The sequence below is a fragment of the Corynebacterium sp. 335C genome (assembly GCF_053525695.1).
On record NZ_JASTTB010000002.1, the window covers coordinates 38,596 to 55,873 of the forward strand.

At 72.9% G+C, this 17,278-nt stretch carries 13 protein-coding genes, 1 tRNA gene and 1 pseudogene; 4 read left to right on the forward strand and 11 right to left on the reverse strand.

All coding sequences use genetic code 11. The features are described 5' to 3' along the window. Positions 1–164 precede the first annotated feature (164 nt). A complete protein-coding gene (gcvT, locus tag QQS41_RS07180) occupies positions 165–1,337 on the forward strand; it encodes a glycine cleavage system aminomethyltransferase GcvT (RefSeq protein ID WP_448852042.1) in 1,173 nt (390 codons plus the stop codon). Further along, positions 1,334–2,500: an aminomethyltransferase family protein gene (locus tag QQS41_RS07185; protein WP_448852043.1), complete on the forward strand. Its 1,167-nt coding sequence runs from the start codon at positions 1,334–1,336 to the stop codon at positions 2,498–2,500. The genes gcvT and QQS41_RS07185 overlap by 4 nt, the downstream gene beginning before the upstream one ends. A gap of 192 nt (positions 2,501–2,692) precedes the next feature. On the opposite strand, the gene QQS41_RS07190 is transcribed toward QQS41_RS07185, so the two are convergent. Beyond that, on the reverse strand, positions 2,693–3,010 hold the full coding sequence (locus QQS41_RS07190; RefSeq protein WP_448852044.1) for a hypothetical protein: 318 nt from the start codon (positions 3,008–3,010) through the stop codon (positions 2,693–2,695). 192 nt (positions 3,011–3,202) lie between these two features. Next, positions 3,203–3,733 (reverse strand): hypothetical protein, encoded by a 531-nt coding sequence (locus QQS41_RS07195; RefSeq protein ID WP_448852045.1) that lies wholly within the window; start codon positions 3,731–3,733, stop codon positions 3,203–3,205. A 452-nt stretch (positions 3,734–4,185) separates the two neighbouring features. Between QQS41_RS07195 and QQS41_RS07200 the strand changes: the two are divergent. After that, positions 4,186–5,954, forward strand: a pseudogene (locus QQS41_RS07200) (BCCT family transporter). Positions 5,955–6,002: 48 nt separating this feature from the next. On the opposite strand, the gene QQS41_RS07205 reads toward QQS41_RS07200, so the two are convergent. Further along, positions 6,003–6,075 (reverse strand) — tRNA-Arg (locus tag QQS41_RS07205). Between the two features lie 70 nt (positions 6,076–6,145). Between QQS41_RS07205 and cobF the strand changes: the two genes are divergently transcribed. Continuing rightward, complete coding sequence (gene cobF / locus QQS41_RS07210; RefSeq protein ID WP_448852046.1) at positions 6,146–6,916, forward strand: precorrin-6A synthase (deacetylating); 771 nt, start codon at positions 6,146–6,148, stop codon at positions 6,914–6,916. Positions 6,917–6,990: 74 nt separating this feature from the next. Here cobF and glpK read toward each other — a convergent pair whose 3' ends face one another. The 8 genes from glpK to QQS41_RS07250 form a co-directional block, all read right to left on the reverse strand. Next, on the reverse strand, positions 6,991–8,505 hold the full coding sequence (gene glpK, locus QQS41_RS07215) for a glycerol kinase GlpK (RefSeq protein WP_448852535.1): 1,515 nt from the start codon (positions 8,503–8,505) through the stop codon (positions 6,991–6,993). Between the two features lie 207 nt (positions 8,506–8,712). Further along, entirely contained in the window at positions 8,713–9,117 is a 405-nt protein-coding gene (locus QQS41_RS07220) for a hypothetical protein (RefSeq protein WP_448852047.1), read from the reverse strand. 187 nt (positions 9,118–9,304) lie between these two features. After that, complete coding sequence (locus tag QQS41_RS07225; protein WP_448852048.1) at positions 9,305–11,083, reverse strand: acetyl/propionyl/methylcrotonyl-CoA carboxylase subunit alpha; 1,779 nt, start codon at positions 11,081–11,083, stop codon at positions 9,305–9,307. Positions 11,084–11,449: 366 nt separating this feature from the next. Further along, a complete protein-coding gene (locus QQS41_RS07230) occupies positions 11,450–12,379 on the reverse strand; it encodes a sulfurtransferase (RefSeq protein ID WP_448852049.1) in 930 nt (309 codons plus the stop codon). A gap of 138 nt (positions 12,380–12,517) precedes the next feature. Next, positions 12,518–13,189 (reverse strand): Maf family protein, encoded by a 672-nt coding sequence (locus QQS41_RS07235; protein WP_448852050.1) that lies wholly within the window; start codon positions 13,187–13,189, stop codon positions 12,518–12,520. A 216-nt stretch (positions 13,190–13,405) separates the two neighbouring features. After that, positions 13,406–13,657: an acyl-CoA carboxylase subunit epsilon gene (locus QQS41_RS07240; RefSeq protein ID WP_448852051.1), complete on the reverse strand. Its 252-nt coding sequence runs from the start codon at positions 13,655–13,657 to the stop codon at positions 13,406–13,408. Beyond that, on the reverse strand, positions 13,654–15,282 hold the full coding sequence (locus QQS41_RS07245) for an acyl-CoA carboxylase subunit beta (protein ID WP_448852052.1): 1,629 nt from the start codon (positions 15,280–15,282) through the stop codon (positions 13,654–13,656). The genes QQS41_RS07240 and QQS41_RS07245 overlap by 4 nt, the downstream gene beginning before the upstream one ends. Positions 15,283–15,552: 270 nt before the next feature. Next, entirely contained in the window at positions 15,553–17,187 is a 1,635-nt protein-coding gene (locus QQS41_RS07250; protein ID WP_448852536.1) for an acyl-CoA carboxylase subunit beta, read from the reverse strand. Positions 17,188–17,278: the final 91 nt, after the last annotated feature.

A 17,278-nucleotide genomic window follows, 5' to 3' on the forward strand; every position in this document is an offset into this window, starting at 1 on the left:
CCCGCCCCCGGGGACCTCCCGAAGGAGGTCCCCGGGGGCGTCGCCGTGCGCGGGGACGTAGAATCGGCTGACGAGAGGCCGCGCCGCCGCGCGGGACCGCGCCACCTCGCGGGACCGGGCCGGCGCGACCGGTGCACGACGCGTTCCAGGAGGTACCACCGCCCATGTCCGATTCCACCGCCGAGGCTCCCCGCCGGAGCCACCTGCACGACCAGCACATCGCCCTCGGGGCGGAGATGAGCGCCGTCGGTGGCTGGGAGGTTCCGCTGAAGTACGAGTCGGAGCTGGAGGAGCACCGCGCGGTCCGCGAGGACGTCGGCATCTTCGACCTGTCCCCGATGGGCGAGATCCGCGTGACGGGCCCGGAGGCCCCGCAGTTCCTGGCGCACTCCCTCATCTCCGCGATGAAGCCGATCGCGCTGGGCAAGGCGAAGTACACGATGATGGTGCAGGAGGACGGCGGCATCATCGACGATCTGATCGCCTACCGCCTGGGCGTGGAGGACTACCTGCTGGTGCCGAACGCGGGCAACTCCCGCGAGGTGCTGGAGACGCTGCGCGAGCGCGTCGGCGGCTACGAGGTCGACATCGCCGACCAGTCGAAGGACACCGCCCTCATCGCGGTGCAGGGCCCGCGCGCCGGCACGCTGCTGCTGCGCCTCATCCCGGAGGACTCGCACGACACCCTGCACGAGCTGCGCTACTACTCCTGCACCTCGATGGAGATCGCGGGCGCGGAGACCCTCATCGGCCGCACGGGCTACACCGGCGAGGACGGGTTCGAGATCTTCGTCCCGGCCGCCGACGCCGCCTCCGTGTGGGAGTCGCTGCTGGCCGCCGGCGCGGAGCGCGACGACGAGGAGGGGCTGCCGGAGGGCGACGACGGCCGCGATCTGCGCGTCCGCCCCTGCGGCCTGCTGGCCCGCAACACCCTGCGCATCGAGGCGGGCATGCCGCTGTACGGCCGCGAGCTGACCCGCGAGCGCAACCCGCTGGAGGCGGGCTTCGCCTCCCTCATCAGCCCGTCGAAGGGCCAGTTCACGGGCCGCAAGGCGCTGGTGAACCAGCCGGAACCGAAGCAGCGCCTGGCGGGCGTGAAGATCGCGGGCCGGAAGGCCCCGGAGCGCGGCGCGGGGCTGCGCGACGCGGACGGCAACGCCGTCGGCGTCATCACGTCCACGACCGTCTCCCCGACGCTGGGCTACCCGATCGCGATGGCGTACATCGACCGCTGGCTCGCGGTGCCCGGCACCGCCCTGACAGTGGAGGTCGAGGGCGCGGAGAAGAAGGCCGAGGTGACCCCGATCCCGTTCTACAACCGCCGGAAGCGGAAGTGACCACGGGCACGGTCACCGCGGGCGCGGGGGAGTCGCGCCCGTCCGGCTCGGCCGTCGCCACGCGGTCCCTGCGGGGGCCGCTGCACGACCGGCACCGCGCGCTCGGCGCGGTGTTCGCCGATCACGGCGGCTGGCTGATGCCGGAGTCGTACGGCGACCCGGTGGGGGAGCACCGCGCCACGCGCGCGACGGCGGGCCTGTTCGATCTGTCGCACCTGGGCGGCGTCCAGGTCATCGGCCCGGAGGCCCGGGAGGCGCTGGACTACGCGCTGATGGGCGACATGTCCCGCATGTCGGCTGGCGCGGCGCGCTACACGCTGATGCTCGATCCGGCGGGCGGCATCATCGACGACATGGTGGTGTACGCCCCGACGACGACGGAGATCCTCGTGGTGCCGACGGCGGCGCGCGCCTCCGTCGTGGCGGATGAGCTGGTGGCGCGGACCGCGGAGTTCCAGGTGGAGATCGCCGACGTCGCCGCGGCGTCGTTCCAGCTGGCGGTGCAGGGCCCGCGGGCCCGCCGCATCCTCGCCGACGCGGGCGCCTGGCGGGAGCCGGGCACGGAGCCGGCGGCGGAGCGCACCTGCCGGTTCACGCTGGTGGGCGGCTGCCCGGTGCTGGTCGGCTCGATGTCGTACACGGGCGAGGAGGGCTTCGAGATCATCGGCCGCGTCGGCGACGCCGGCGCGGTGTGGTCGGCCATCCTCGCCGTCGGCGCGGGCCATGGCCTGCGCCCGGCGGGCCTGCTGGCGCGGTCGACGCTGCGCATCGAGGCGGGCCGGCCGCGCGTCGGCGCGGAGATGGACCGCACCACCACGCCCTACGACGTGGGCCTGCGCCATCTGGTGCCGCAGGCGAAGGAGGAGCAGTACGTGGGCCGCGAGGGCCTGGTCGCGGCGCTGCAGGACGGGGAGTCCCGCACGGTGGCGGGCCTGGTCGGCGACGGCCGCATCGCCCCGGCGGCGGGCGCCGTCGTCGCGATGCCTGGCGACGGTCGCCCGGTCGGCTCCGTCACGTCGGCGTGCATGGGCCCGTCGGCGGGCGTGCCGGTGGCGCTGGCGCACCTGGACGCCGACGTCGCCCGCGAGGGCCGCTGGGTGCTGGTCTCCGGCGAGCCGATGCGGGTCACCGCCCCGCCGTTCCACCCGGCCGAGCGCGCCTGACGCCGCGGGCCCCGGGTGCCCGCGGCCGGCGCCGCGTGTTCCGCATGTCCCGCGGGGTGCCGCGGTGCGTGACGACGCCTCCCGCCCGGCCCGGGAACGGCGAAGGCCCGGCCGGATCGGCCGGGCGCGGGAGGGGACGCCGAGGGGCCCGCGGCGCGCGACGACGGCGCGGCGCCGGGGCCGGCGGGACGGCTACTCGGCCTTCTTGGCCCTGTCCTCCGCGGCCTCCTCCTTGAGCGCCGCCTCGATCTCGTCGAGCTCCTCCTCGAACATCTCCGACCGGTCCTTCGGGGTGGTCGGGGCGCCGACGCCGGCCAGGTTTTGGCCGTAGCGCTGGCCGAGGAACAGCTTCACGGCCGCCTCGAGCTGCTTGGCGTCGTAGAAGTTGAGCAGCAGCACCGCCTCGCCGTCGTCGGTCAGCTTCAGGCGGAGCTTGTCGTCGACCGTCACCAGATCGGCGTAGATCTTGCGGCCGTTGACGTCGGTGAAGATGGGCTTCTTGGTGGACATGGGACCCTCCAATCGGTGTGATGCCGGATGCGCGACGCATCGGCTTCCTGCGCCCGATCCTACTGGTCGCCGGGGGTTTCGGCGCCCGGTGGAATCCGTCCACCCCCGCGGCGCCGCACCCCGCCGCGGCCCTCGCGTGCGGAAACGCGTTCGCCGGAGGTGATCCGGTCCGGGGGAGGGGCGGGGGTGCGGTCAGTATCCGCCGGCGGCGTCGCCGGGCAGGTCGCCGTCGCCGTGCGAGGGGGCGGGGCCGTCCCATGCGGGCGCCGTGTCGTCGTACGCCGGCTCCTCGTACGTCGGCTCCGGCTCCCACGTGTCGGCCGGCGGCGGGCCGTCGTAGAACCGGTCGGCGCAGTAGGTGGTCCACCCGGAGGTGCCGTCGGTGAACCACGTCGTGCCGACCTCGTAGACCCCGTCCGACTGCTTCGCGCACCGCGCGATGGTCTTGTTGATCCGCGTCGGCTCGCCGAAGTTGCCGTCGGTGAGCCCCACGGGCCGGTCGTCGGCGGAGGTGGTCGCCGTGGAGCGGGCCTCGTCGCGGCCGGATTCGCGGGATTCGGGGGATTCGCCGGCGTCCCCGTCGTCGCCCGGCTTCGCGCGCTCGGGCGCGTTGGACTCCTGCGGGGCCTTCGGGACCTCCGGGGCATTCGGCTCGCCGGCGCCCGAGCAGCCGGCGGCGAGGAGCAGGAGGGGGATGGCGGCCAGGGCCGTGATGCGCTTCATGCCCCCGATTATCCGCCGCCGCCCGACATCCCGGTCCCGTCATCGGCGCCGGTCACCCCCGGGTTTCGCACGCGTGTGCGAGGCTCCGGCGGAGGAACCGGCGAGGCGCCGCCGCGGGGGTTCGCGGGACGCCGCCCGGGGTGCCCGCGAGGCGCCGCCCGAGGGGCCCGCGGGGCGCCGCCGCGGGGCCGGGGCGCGGGGCCGGGGAGGGTGCCGTCGTCACGCGACACGGCGAAACCCGGTGCGGCGGGCGGCCTCCCCGCGCATCCCCCGAACCTGGGGTGAACCTCCGGGGGAAACCGGCGGGCGGGCGACATCGGCGCGCCCCGCCCCTATCGTTGACACGCGAAACTATCCCCGACCCAGGAGAACACCATGAGCTCCGAGAAGCCGGACCACCCGCCGTCGGTCGACGCCGACGCCAACGGACCCCGCCCAAACGGTTCCTCGGTCTGCGCACCGACCCGTTCATCTTCCTCGTCGCCGCCGGATTCATCATCGTCTTCGTCGCCGGCACCCTGGCCTTCGGCGAGTCCGCCCGCACCGTCTACGGGACGGTGCCCGGCTCCATGATGGAGCACCTCGGGTGGCTCTACATCGGCGGGGTGTCGGCGATTTTCGTCTTCCTCGTCGTGATCTTCGTGTCCCGCTACGGGAACCTGAAGCTCGGCGACGACGATGACGAACCCGAGTACTCCACGCCCGTCTGGTTCGCGATGCTCTTCGCCGCTGGCCTCGGCGCGACCCTCATGTTCTGGGGCGTCGCCGAGCCGCTGCACCACTCCTTCAACCCGCCGCGCGGGGACATGGAGCCGATGTCGCAGGAGGCCGTCCGCCAGGCGTTCGAGTACACCTACTACCACTTCGCCGCGCACATGTGGGTCGTGTTCGCCCTGCCCGGGCTGGCCCTCGGATGCTTTATCTATAAACGCAAGATGCCCCCGCGGCTGTCGTCCGTGTTCGCCCCGCTGCTCGGCGGCCACCTGTACCGCTGGCCGGGCAAGCTCATCGACGCGCTCGCCATCATCGGCACCACCTCTTCAGCATCGCCGTCTCCGTCGGCCTCGGCGTGCTGCAGATCAACGCCGGCATGAACATCCTGTGGGGCGTGCCCGTCGCGTCCTGGATGCTCCTGGCGATCATCCTGTTCATCACCGCCGTCGCCTGCGTCTCCGTGGCGACCGGCCTGGACAAGGGCATCAAGATCCTGTCCAACGTGAACATCGCCCTGGCCGTGTTCCTGATGCTCTTCATCCTGGCGTTCGGCCCGACGATGACGCTGCTGGAGCAGACCGTCGAGTCGTTCGGCATCTACGCCTCGTCGCTGCCGGAGCTGTTGTTCTGGGTCGACAGCTTCAACGAGAACCCGGACTTCCTGGGCACCTGGACCGCCTTCTACTGGGCGTGGACCATCTGCTGGGGTCCGTTCGTCGGCATGTTCATCGCCCGCATCTCCCGCGGCCGCACCATCCGCCAGTTCATCGGCGGCGTGCTGGGCCTCATCTCCGCGTTCGTGCTGGTCTGGTTCTCCATCTACGGCCGCGCCGGCCTGGAGATGGAGCTCGCCGACCCGGGCGTGCTCACCGGCCCCGTCGTGGAGGACGGGCGCACCGAGGTGGCGCTGTTCTCCCTGCTGGAGCAGTACCCGCTGTACGCGGTGATCGGGCCGCTGGCGCTGCTCATCATCGTCATCTTCTTCATCACCTCCATCGACTCCGCGGCGCTGGTGATGGACATGTTCTCCACCGGCGAGGAGGCGGTCACCCCGGTCATCTACCGCATCGGCTGGGCCGTCGGCGTCGGCGCCGTCACCGCGGCGCTGGTGCTCATCGCCCCGGATTCCGGCATCGCCGCGATCCAGGAGGTCGTCATCATCGTGGCCTTCCCGTTCTTCCTCATCGAGTTCCTCATGATGTGGTCGCTGCTGAAGGCGATGAACGACGACCGCGCCGCGGAGCGGCCGGCCCGCACCCGCCGCTGGGACCGCGCCTACGACCCGGAGGAGCTGGAGCGCAACGAGAACCGGCCGGCGCCGGGCTACGACGCCGACGGCAACCAGGTCCCCGCACCGGAGTGGGAGTACGACGGCGACGGCGCCTGGACCCTGTCGGGCGACGTCCGCGTCGACGGCGACCTCGCGGTCTCCGGCGACATCGACGACGGGTGGGACGGCCAGGACGCCGGTTCCGGCGCGGACGCCGGCCCGTCACCCCGGGCATGACGCGGGGCCGGGAGGGGCATCGCCTGCCCCGCCCGGCCCCGCCGCGCGTGCCCCAGAGAGGAATCGAACCTCCGACACCGGCTTTAGGAGAGCCGTGCTCTATCCACTGAGCTACTAGGGCCTGACGGGGAAACGATACCGCATCCGGGGCGCCGCGCCGGAAGGCCCCCTCGGTGGGGGACAATGGCGGCATGCGTCATCTGGAGGTCATCGGCATCGGCGCGGGCGATCCCCGCCACGTCACCGTGGAGGCGGCGGAGGCCCTGCGAGACGTCGACGTCGTCATCGCCCTGGACAAGGGCGCGGCGAAGGACGACCTGCTGGCCGTCCGCCGCGCCATCCTGGCGGAGCACGCGCCGGACGTCCGGCTGGTCACCGTGCCCGACCCGCCGCGCGACCGCGATCCCCGCGACTACGGCGCCACGGTGCGGGACTGGCATCGGGCGCGCGCGGAGCTGCTGCTCGCCGCCATCGAGCGGGAGCTTGACGACGGCGGCACCGCGGCCTTCCTCGTCTGGGGCGATCCGTCGCTCTACGACTCCACGCTGCGGATCATCGACCGCATGCGCGGCCTCGGCCTGGAGGCAGACGTGACGGTGCGGCCCGGCATCACGGCGGTGCAGGCGCTGACGGCGGCGCACGCCGTGCCCCTGAACCGCATCGGCCGGCCGGTGCTGACGACGACGGGCCGCCGGCTCGGGGAGCGCCCCGCCGGGACAGACGCCGTCGTCATGCTCGACGGCGGCGCGGCGTGGCTGGAGCACGCGGAGCCGGACGAGGAGATCCTGTGGGGCGCCTACCTGGGCACCCCGCACCAGGTCATCCGGCGCGGCGTCGTCGGCGAGATCGGGGAGGAGCTGGCGGAGCTGAAGCGGAGCCTGCGCGCCGAGCACGGCTGGATCATGGACGTCTACCTGCTGCGGCCGGCGGAGTCCGGGCCGCAGCACGGGCCCGCCACGTAGCCCGGGGCGTCGTCACGCACCGCGGCGCGCGACCACGCGCGGCGCCGCACCCGCGTGCCGCACCCCGCGCCCGGCTACTCCCAGTCGAGGGTGCGGGCGACGGCGTCGCCGTAGCGCGCGAACAGCGCGTCGCGGTCCGCGGCGGTCATCGACGGGCGGAACGTCGTGTCCTCCTGCCACATGTCGCGGATCTGGTCGGTCGACTCCCAGTACCCGACCGCCAGGCCGGCGGCGTACGCGGCGCCCAGCGACGTCGTCTCCGTGATGACCGGGCGCGTCACCGGCACACCGAGGACGTCTGCCTGGAACTGCATGAGCAGGTCGTTGACCGTCATGCCGCCGTCGACGCGCAGGGTGGTCAGCTCCACCTCGGAGTCGGCGTTCATCGCCTCGACGACCTCGCGGGTCTGGTACGCCGTCGCCTCCAGCGCGGCGCGGGCGATGTGGCCCTTGTTGGAGTAGCGGGTCAGGCCCGCGATGATGCCGCGCGCGTCGGGCCGCCAGTGCGGCGCCAGCAAGCCGGAGAACGCGGGGACGATGTAGACGCCGCCGTTGTCGTCGACCGTGCGGGCCAGCGCCTCCACGTCCGAGCTGGAGCGGATGAGCCCCAGGTTGTCGCGCAGCCACTGCACCAGCGAGCCGGTCACGGCGATGGAGCCCTCCAGCGCGTACACCGGCAGCTCGTCGCCGATGCGGTAGCAGACCGTCGTGATGAGCCCGTGGTCGCTGCGCCGCGGCACCGTGCCCGTGTTGAGCAGCAGGAAGTTGCCCGTGCCGTAGGTGTTCTTCGCCTCGCCCGGCTCCAGGCACGCCTGGCCGAACGTCGCGGCCTGCTGGTCGCCGAGGATGCCGGCCAGCGGCACGCCGTGGACGGGGCCGTGATGGCGGACCTTGCCCAGGTACTGGGAGGAGCTGACGATGCGGGGCAGCATCTCCATGGGGATGCCCATCGCCTCGCACAGCGACGCGTCCCACTCCAGCGTCTCCACGTTCATGAGCATGGTGCGGGAGGCGTTGGTGACGTCGGTGACGTGCAGGGCGCGGCCGTCGCGCCGGGTGAGGTTCCACGTCAGCCACGTGTCGACGGTGCCGAACAGCAGCTCGCCGCGCTCGGCGCGCTCGCGGGCGCCCTCCACGTTGTCGAGGATCCACGTGACCTTCGGGCCGGAGAAGTACGTCGACACCGGCAGTCCGGTGATGCGGGTGATGCGCTCCTCGCCGACCTCGTCCGCCAGCCGGCGGCAGATGTCCTTCGTGCGGGTGTCCTGCCAGACGATGGCGTTGTACACCGGCTCGCCGGTCTTCCGGTCCCAGACGATGGTCGTCTCGCGCTGGTTGGTGATGCCCAGCGCCGCGATGTCGTTCGCCGGGTGCTCCAGGTCTGCGGTGATGTCGGCGATGACGCGCCGGGTGTTGGCCCACAGCTCCCGCGGGTCGTGCTCCACCCAGCCGGGCCGCGGCATGATCTGGCGGTGCTCCAGCTGGCTCATGCCCAGGCGGTGGCCCTCCCGGTCGAACAGGATGCAGCGGGTCGACGTCGTGCCCTGGTCGACGGCGGCGACGACGGTGCGCCCTCCGCGGGTGAACAGGGCGCGGGCCTGGGTCTCGAGTTCGCTCTGCAGCTGGCCGGGGATCCTCACCCGCCCGATTCTACGGGGGCGGGCACCCGCCGCGGACGCCCCCGCCGCAAGCCGCGGGGGATTTCCGGGGAGGCGGGTGCCCCCGCGCGGTGCGCGGTGCGCGGGGCCGGGCGGGGCGGTGCGGGACGGGGGAGGGGCCGCGACGCGGTCGCGGGGTCAGGCGCGGTCGCGCGTCTGGCGGCCCAGCGCGCCCTGCGCGAAGCGCGTGACGACGTCACGGGCCGCCCGGCACGCGTCGCCCACCGTGACGGGCTCGACGTCGGGGTCGTCGACGGGGATGACCCGGGCGGCGTCGCCGGCGGGCAGCACCTCGACGACCGCGGAGCCGTCGCCGTCGACGAGCGTCACGGCCGCCTCGGCGACGAGGTCGACGTGGGTCTGCTCGGCGACCGCCCACCGGTAGGCGCGGTCGGCGGCCCAGTCGGCGGCGGCGCGCTCGACGTGGGAGGCGTCGACGTCGTCGCCGTGGACGAGGCGGAGGGCGGGCACGTCGTCGACGCGGCCGTCGTGGCGCAGCGGGCGCAGGTGGAAGCGGCCGGCGTTGAGTTCGAGGGGTTCCATGGTGCTCCTGTGGTGCGGTTGCGCGGTGGTGCGGTTGCGCGGTGGCGTGGTCGGGGAGGGGCGGGCGGGGGCCCGCCCCCGCGGCGGCCCGTGCGGGACCGCCGCCGGCCCGGGACGGGCGCGGCCCCCGCGTCCGTGGCGGACGCGGGGGCCGGGGAGGCGCGCGGCGGTGCCGCGGCGCGCCGGGCTACTTGATCTCGAGCAGCACGTCGCCCTTGCCGACGCCCTGGCCGGCCTCGGCGGCCAGGCCGGTGACGGTGCCGGACTTGTGCGCCTTGACCGGGTTCTCCATCTTCATGGCCTCGAGCACGACGACGGTGTCGCCCTCGTTGACCTCCTGGCCCTCCTCGACCTGGACCTTGATGACGGTGCCCTGCATCGGCGCGACGACCGCGTCGCCGGAGGCGGCCTTCTTGGCGCCGCCGGAGCGCTTCTTCTTCGCCTTCTTCTTGGCGCCGCCGGCGCCGCCGCCCAGCGCCAGGTCACCCGGCAGGGCGACCTCGACGCGGCGGCCGTCGATCTCGACGACGACCTTCTGGGACGGGACCTGCTCGTCCTCGTCGACCTCCGCGTTGCCCGCGTACGGCTCGATCGGGTTGTCCCACTCCTCCTCGATCCACTTCGTGTAGACGTCGAACTTCTCGCCGTCGCCCACGAACGCCGGGTTCTCGACGATGTGGCGGTGGAACGGGATGACGGTGGCCAGGCCCTCGACCTCGTACTCGGCCAGGGCGCGGGCGGAGCGGCGCAGCGCCTCGTCGCGGTCCTTGCCCCACACGATGAGCTTCGCCAGCATCGAGTCGAACTGGCCGCCGATGACGTCGCCCTCGCGGACGCCGGAGTCCATGCGCACGCCCGGGCCCGACGGCTCGGCGTACTTCGTGATGGTGCCCGGGGCCGGCATGAAGTTGGTGCCCGCGTCCTCGCCGTTGATGCGGAACTCGAAGGCGTGGCCGTTGTACTCCGGATCCTCCTTGATGGAGATCTCGTCGCCCTCGGCGATGCGGAACTGCTCGCGGACCAGGTCCAGGCCCGTGATCTCCTCGGTGACCGGGTGCTCGACCTGCAGTCGGGTGTTGACCTCGAGGAAGGAGATCAGGCCGTCGCTGCCGATCATGTACTCCACGGTGCCGGCGCCGTAGTAGCCGGCCTCCTTGCAGATGGCCTTCGCGGACTCGCGCAGGCGCTTGTCCTGCTCCTCGGTGAGGAACGGCGCCGGGGCCTCCTCGACCAGCTTCTGGAAGCGGCGCTGCAGGGAGCAGTCGCGGGTGGAGGCGACGATGACGTTGCCGTGCTGGTCGGCGACGACCTGGCACTCCACGTGGCGGGCCTTGTCCAGGTAGCGCTCGACGAAGCACTCGCCGCGGCCGAAGGCGGCGGTCGCCTCGCGGACGGCGGACTCGAACAGGTCCTCCACCTCGTCCATCGTGTGGGCGACCTTCATGCCGCGGCCGCCGCCGCCGAACGCCGCCTTGATGGCGATGGGCAGGCCGTGCTCCTCCGCGAACTTCACGACCTCGGTCGCGTCCTTCACCGGCTCCTTGGTGCCCGGGGCCATCGGGGCCTCGGCCTTCAGGGCGATGTGGCGGGCGGTGACCTTGTCGCCCAGGGCGCGGATGGACTCCGGCGACGGGCCGATCCAGATGAGGCCGGCGGCCTCGACGGCCTCGGCGAAGTCGCCGTTCTCCGACAGGAAGCCGTAGCCCGGGTGGATGGCGTTGGCGCCCGACTTCTTCGCGGCGTCCAGGATCTTGTCGAAGACCAGGTAGGACTCGGCCGAGGTGGTGCCGCCCAGGGCGAACGCCTCGTCGGCCATGGTCACGAAGGGCGCGTCCTTGTCGGGGTCCGCGTAGACGGCCACCGACGGGATGCCGGCGTCCTTCGCGGCGCGGATGACGCGCACGGCGATCTCGCCGCGGTTGGCGACGAGGACCTTCGTGATCTTTCCGGTGGGATGAGTGGACACGAAACCCTCCTGTTTTCGTGGCGAACGGCGTACCCCGCCTACGCGGGGCGAGGATCCGCGCCCGGGCGGGGAGCGGATCGGCCCTGTTCTCTCGATTGTGTTGTTGTGCGACAGTTCACTGGGATTTCCGTCGCCCGCGGGCGGGCGCAGGGGAGATTCCCAACGGGTCCATTCTTGCACAGGACGACGAGGGGGAGCCGCCGCGTCACCCCGTCGCAGGGGTGATGACCTGGCCCTGAACGCCGATCAACGGTTATGTCCCGGGAACCGACGCGCCCGCGCCCCCGGTAAACCGGGGGGCGCGGGCGGGGGTGGCGGGGCGCCGTCGCCGCACGCGCGGCGGCGTGGCGGGGGAGGGTGCCGTCGTCAGGCGCCCCGCGGGGGACGCGCACCGCCGGCCGGGGCCTCGCCCGGCTCCTTCCCGCGCGCGATGGGCACGCGGATCATGTTGCCCCACTCGACCCAGGAGCCGTCGTAGTTGCGGACCCGGTCGACGCCCAGCAGGTGGTGCAGCACGAACCACGTGTGGGCGGAGCGCTCGCCGATGCGGCAGTAGACGATGGTGTCGCGGTCGCCCGACGCGTCGTCCAGCACGGAGGAGTAGATCTCCTCCAGCTCCTCGCGCGAGCGGAAGCGGGAGTTCGGGTGCACCGACTGGTTCCACGGCACGTTCACCGCCGTCGGGATGTGGCCGCCGCGCAGCACGCCCTCCTGCGGGTAATCGACCATGTGGGTCCGGTTGCCCTCGTACTCCTCCGGCGTGCGGACGTCGATGAGCTCCGCCTCGCCGAGCGACTGCCACACGTCGAACGCGAACGCGCGCTGCGCCGCGTCGTCGCGCTCCACCACCGGGTAGTCGGTGCGCGGGTACTCCGGCACCTCGAAGCTGGTGTCGCGCTCCTCCGTCATCCACGCGTCGCGGCCGCCGTTCAGCAGGCGCACGTCCGGGTGGCCGAACAGCTCGAAGACCCACAGCGTGTACGCCGCCCACCAGTTGGACTTGTCGCCGTAGATGACCACCGTGTCGTCGCGGGAGATGCCCTTCGACCGCATCAGCTCGGCGAACGCCTCCGCGTCGATGTAGTCGCGCAGCACCGGGTCGTTCAGATCGGCGTGCCAGTCGATGCGCACCGCGCCCGGGATGTGGCCGATGTCGTACAGCAGGGCGTCCTCGTCGGACTCCACCACCCGGAGGCCGGGCGTGCCCAGGCGCGCGGCCAGCCACGAGCTGGACACGAGCCGCTCGGGGTGGGCGTACTGCTGGAACTGGGGGTGCGGGTCATGGGGCGCCGCCATCGTCGTCTCCGGATCTCCTTGTCGCGCATGCGCGCGTCGCGGTCGGGTTCTGGGTACAGCCTATTCTGCCCGCCGCGGATTCGCGGAAAGTCCGGCGTCGCGCGGCGGGGAGGGCGGGCCGATGCGGGGACCGGCCCGTCAGGCGCGCGCCGCGCCCGAGGCGGTGTTCCAGAACGCCGAGACGTCCAGGCCCCACCCGGCCAGCGTGCGCCGCAGGAACGGCAGCGACAGGCCCAGCACGTTCGACGGGTCGCCGTCGACGCCGTCGATGAACCAGCCGCCGAGCGCCTCCAGCGTGAACGCCCCCGCGCAGCCCAGCGGCTCGCCGGACTCCGCGTAGGCGCGCACGTCCGCGTCCGACGGCTCGCCGAAGCGCACGGTCGCCCGCACGGCGCCGGCCTCCGTGCACGGCTCCCCGCCGCCGGCGGGCAGCCAGGTGACGCAGTGGCCGGTCACCAGCTCCGCGTCGCGGCCGCGCTGCAGGCCCCACCGGCGCACGCACTCGTCGACGGTGTGCGGCTTGCCGGACAGCTCTCCGTCGAGCAGCAGCATGGAGTCGCGGGCGACGACCACGACGTCGTCGTCCGCGTCCCCGATGGCGCGGGCGGCGCTCTCCCGCGCGTGGTCGGCGGCGGCCGCGGACTTCGCCCGGGCCAGCGCGGTCACGGTCTCCGCCGGGCCCTCGCCGCGCATGCGCTCCAGCGCCGCGTCCTCGTCGACGTCCGGCGGCGCGACCACCGGGTCGACGCCGGCGTTGCGCAGGACCATCAGGCGGGACGGGGAGCTGGAGGCGAGGACCATCACGGGCATGCGGCCAGGGTAGCGCCCGCGCCGCGCACGCGACTGCGCCCGGGTGCGCGTGACGACGGCCCCCGCCCCGGCGGGGACGCCGCCGGGGACGCGCCCGCGCCGGGCGCGGGGAACGTCGTCGCGCATGACGACGGCCCGGACCGCCACGCGGGCGATCCGGGCCGGGTGCCGCTGCCGCGGCCGGCTCGGCGGGGCCGGGGAGCCCCGGCACCGGGCCTAGTAGAACTGGACGTTCATGAAGCTCGACGGGTTGTAGCTGGAGGGGCGGTGGAAGCCGTCCTCGTAGCGGCCCCACAGGTTGCGGGGGCCCGTCGGGCCGGAGTCGGCGGCGCCGTTGGCCATGCCGGCGAACAGCACGGTCAGCGCCGCGGTCTCCTGCGGGGTCGGGTTACCGGACAGCACCGTGAGGAAGGGCTTCTTCGCCTCCGCCTCCGGGGCGCCGGCCTCGGTCGTGTTCTGATCGGTCACAGCGGAATGTTCCCATGCTTCTTGGCGGGCACGTTGACGACCTTGCGGTCGAGCAGGCGCAGGCCCTCGATGATCTGGCCGCGGGTCTCCGACGGCGGGATGACCGCGTCGACGAAGCCGCGCTCGGCGGCGACGTACGGGTTGACCAGGGTGTCCTCGTACTCCTGCTCGTACTTCTTCTGCACGGCGGCCGGGTCCTCGCCCGCTTCGGCGGCGGCGCGGATCTCCTTGCGGTACACGAAGCCGACGGCGCCGGAGGCGCCCATGACGGCGATCTGCGCGGTCGGCCAGGCCAGGGCCAGGTCGGCGCCCATGTCCTTGGAGCCCATGACGCAGTACGCGCCGCCGTAGGCCTTGCGGGTGATGACCGTGATCTTGCCGACGGTCGCCTCCGCGTAGGCGTACAGCAGCTTCGCGCCGCGGCGGATGATGCCGTCGAACTCCTGGCTGGTGCCCGGCAGGAAGCCCGGCACGTCGACCAGCATGATGATCGGGATGTTGAAGGCGTCGCAGGTGCGGACGAAGCGGGCGGCCTTCTCGGCGGCCTTGATGTCCAGGCAGCCGGCGAACTGGATCGGCTGGTTCGCGACGAAGCCGACGGAGCGGCCCTCGATGCGGCCGAAGCCGACGACCACGTTCTGCGCGTAGTCCTCCTGGATCTCCAGGAAGTCGCCGTCGTCGGAGAGCCTGGTGATGACCTCCTTGATGTCGTACGGCTGGTTCGGGGAGTCCGGGATGATGGTGTCGAGCTCGAGGTCCGTCTCGGTGATGTTGTCCTTGATGGAGCCCTCCATGATGTCGGCCTCCACCCGCGGCGCCTCGGCGCGGTTGTTCGACGGGAGGTGGCCGACCAGCTCCTGGACGAACGACAGGGCGTCCTCGTCGTCGGCGGCGGTGTAGTGCGACGTGCCGGAGGTCGACATGTGGGTGCCGGCGCCGCCGAGCTCCTCCTGCGTGACCTCCTCGCCCGTGACGGTCTTGATGACGTCCGGGCCGGTGATGAACATCTTCGAGGTGCCGTCGACCATGACGATGAAGTCCGTCAGGGCCGGGGAGTACACGTGGCCGCCGGCGCAGGCGCCCATGATGAGGGAGATCTGCGGGATGACGCCCGAGGCCTGCGTGTTGCGGAAGAAGATCTGCGAGTACAGGCCGAGGGACACGACGCCCTCCTGGATGCGGGCGCCGGCGCCCTCGTTGATGCCGATGATCGGCACGCCCGTCTTGATCGCCAGATCCATGATCTTCACGATCTTCTCGCCGTAGACCTCGCCGAGCGCGCCGCCGAAGATGGCGCCGTCCTGGGAGAAGACGCAGACCTTGCGGCCGTCGATCGTTCCGTAGCCGGTCACGACGCCGTCGGTGACGGGTCGCTTGGCGTCGAGGCCGAAGTTCTTGGAGCGGTGGCGGGCCAGGGCGTCGATCTCGACGAAGGACCCGTCGTCGAGCAGGAACTCGATGCGCTCGCGCGCGGTGAGCTTGCCCTTGTCGTGGACCTTCTCGATGGCCTTCTCGCCCATGGGGGCCTGGGTCTCCGCGAGGCGCGCGCGGAGGTCCGCGAGCTTGCCCGCGGTGGTGTTCTTGGCCACCTCGGTGCTGGGGTTGTCGGTTGCGGCAGTCGTCATGGTTGCAAGTCTACGGCGTAATCCGGGGACTCCCCGGAAACGGGGGATGGTGGACGGGGGCGACGGGGGTTCGGCGGGGAGGAACCGGGCGCGCGGGGCGGCCGCCGTGCCGCGAAGCCGCGCCCGGCGCCACCCCCGCCAGGGGTGGCCGCCGGGGCGGTCGCCGTCGTCACGCGCACGGTGCGCGGAGGGTTCCGCGGGGCGCCGCGCGGTGCGCGATGCGGTGCCCCGGGAGGAGCTTTGCGACGGCGCCCGCCCCGGCCCGCGCGCCTACAGCGGCATGTTGCCGTGCCGGCGTGCCGGGCGGGCGACGCGCTTGCCCGACAGCAGGCGCAGGTGGCGCGCGACGCGGCCGCGGGTTTCGGACGGCAGGATGACCTCGTCGATGAGCCCGCGCTCGGCGGCGTTGTACGGGTTCAGCATGTGGTCCTCGTACTCCCGCTCGCGCAGCGTGATGAGCTCGGCGACCTGCTCCTCCGTCCAGCCGTCGTCGACGGCGGCGCGGATCTCGCGGCGGTGCAGGAAGCCGACGGCGCCCTGCGCGCCCATTACCGCGATCTGCGCGGTCGGCCACGCCAGGTTCACGTCCGCGCCCAGGCCCTTCGAGCCCATGACGCAGTACGCGCCGCCGTAGGCCTTCCGCATGGTGACGGTGATCTTCGGCACCGACGCCTCCGCGTAGGCATACAGCAGCTTCGCGCCGCGGCGCAGGATGCCGCCGTGCTCCTGATCCGCGCCGGGCAGGAAGCCCGGCACGTCCACCAGCAGCACGATCGGGATGCCGAACGCGTCGCAGGTGCGGATGAACCGCGCCGCCTTCTCCGCCGCGTCGATGTCCAGGCAGCCGGCGAAGTGCAGCGGCTGGTTGGCGACGAAGCCGACGGAGCGGCCGTCGACCCGGCCGAACGCGATGACGACGTTCTCCGCCCGGTCGGCCTGGATCTCCAGGTGGTCGCCGTCGTCGGTGAGCGCGTCGATGACCTGGCGGACGTCGTACGGCGTCGCCGCCGAATCCGGGATGAGCGAGTCCAGCGCCAGGTCTTCCTCCGACGGCTCCGACCACGACGGGTCGAGGGACGCGCCCGCGTCGTCGCCCGGCGGCGGGGACGCCTCGTTGTGGTCCGGCAGGTGATCGAGGAGGTCGGCGACCCAGTTGAGGGCGTCCTCCTCGCTGTCCGCCGTGTAGTGCGTGTTGCCGCCCAGCGTCATGTGGGCGTCGGCGCCGCCCAGCTCGTGCTGCGTGATCTCCTCGCCCGTCACCGTCTTGATGACGTCCGGGCCGGTGACGAACATGCGGGAGGAGTCCCGCACCATCACCGTGAAGTCCGTCAGCGCGGGGGAGTAGGCGTTGCCGCCGGCGCAGGCGCCGAAGATGACGGAGATCTGCGGCACCACGCCCGACGCCAGCACGTTCGAGCGGAAGGTGCGGGCGATGTAGTCCAGCGACACCGCGCCGTCCTGGATGCGGGCGCCCGCGCCCTCGTACAGGCCGATGATCGGCCGGCGCGTGGCGATGGCCAGCTCCTGCAGCTTCACCATCTTCTCGCCGTAGACCTCGCCGAGCGCGCCGCCGAAGACCGTGCCGTCCTGCGAGAACACGCAGACCTCGCGGCCGTCGATCGTGCCCCAGCCGGTGACGATGCCGTCGGTGGCCGGGCGGCGCGCGCCCATGCCGAACGCCTCCGTGCGGTGGCGGGCCAGGGCGTCGAACTCCACGAAGGAGCCCTCGTCCAGCAGGTGCTCCAGCCGGTCGCGGTTGGTCAGGCGGCCCTTCGAGCGCAGCTTCTCGTGGGCGGCGTCGCCCATCGGCACGTGCGCCTCCGCGCGGCGGCGCACCAGCTCCGCGTTCTTCTCCGCCGTCGTCTGCGGCGGGCGCGCGGCCTCGACCTCCGACGGCGTCGGCATCGCCGGCACCGGCGCCGACGCCCGCTCCGCGGAGGCGGAGTTCGGGTGGCGGTGCGCCGTCGCGGGCGCCTCGTGGGCGGTCTTCGCGGCC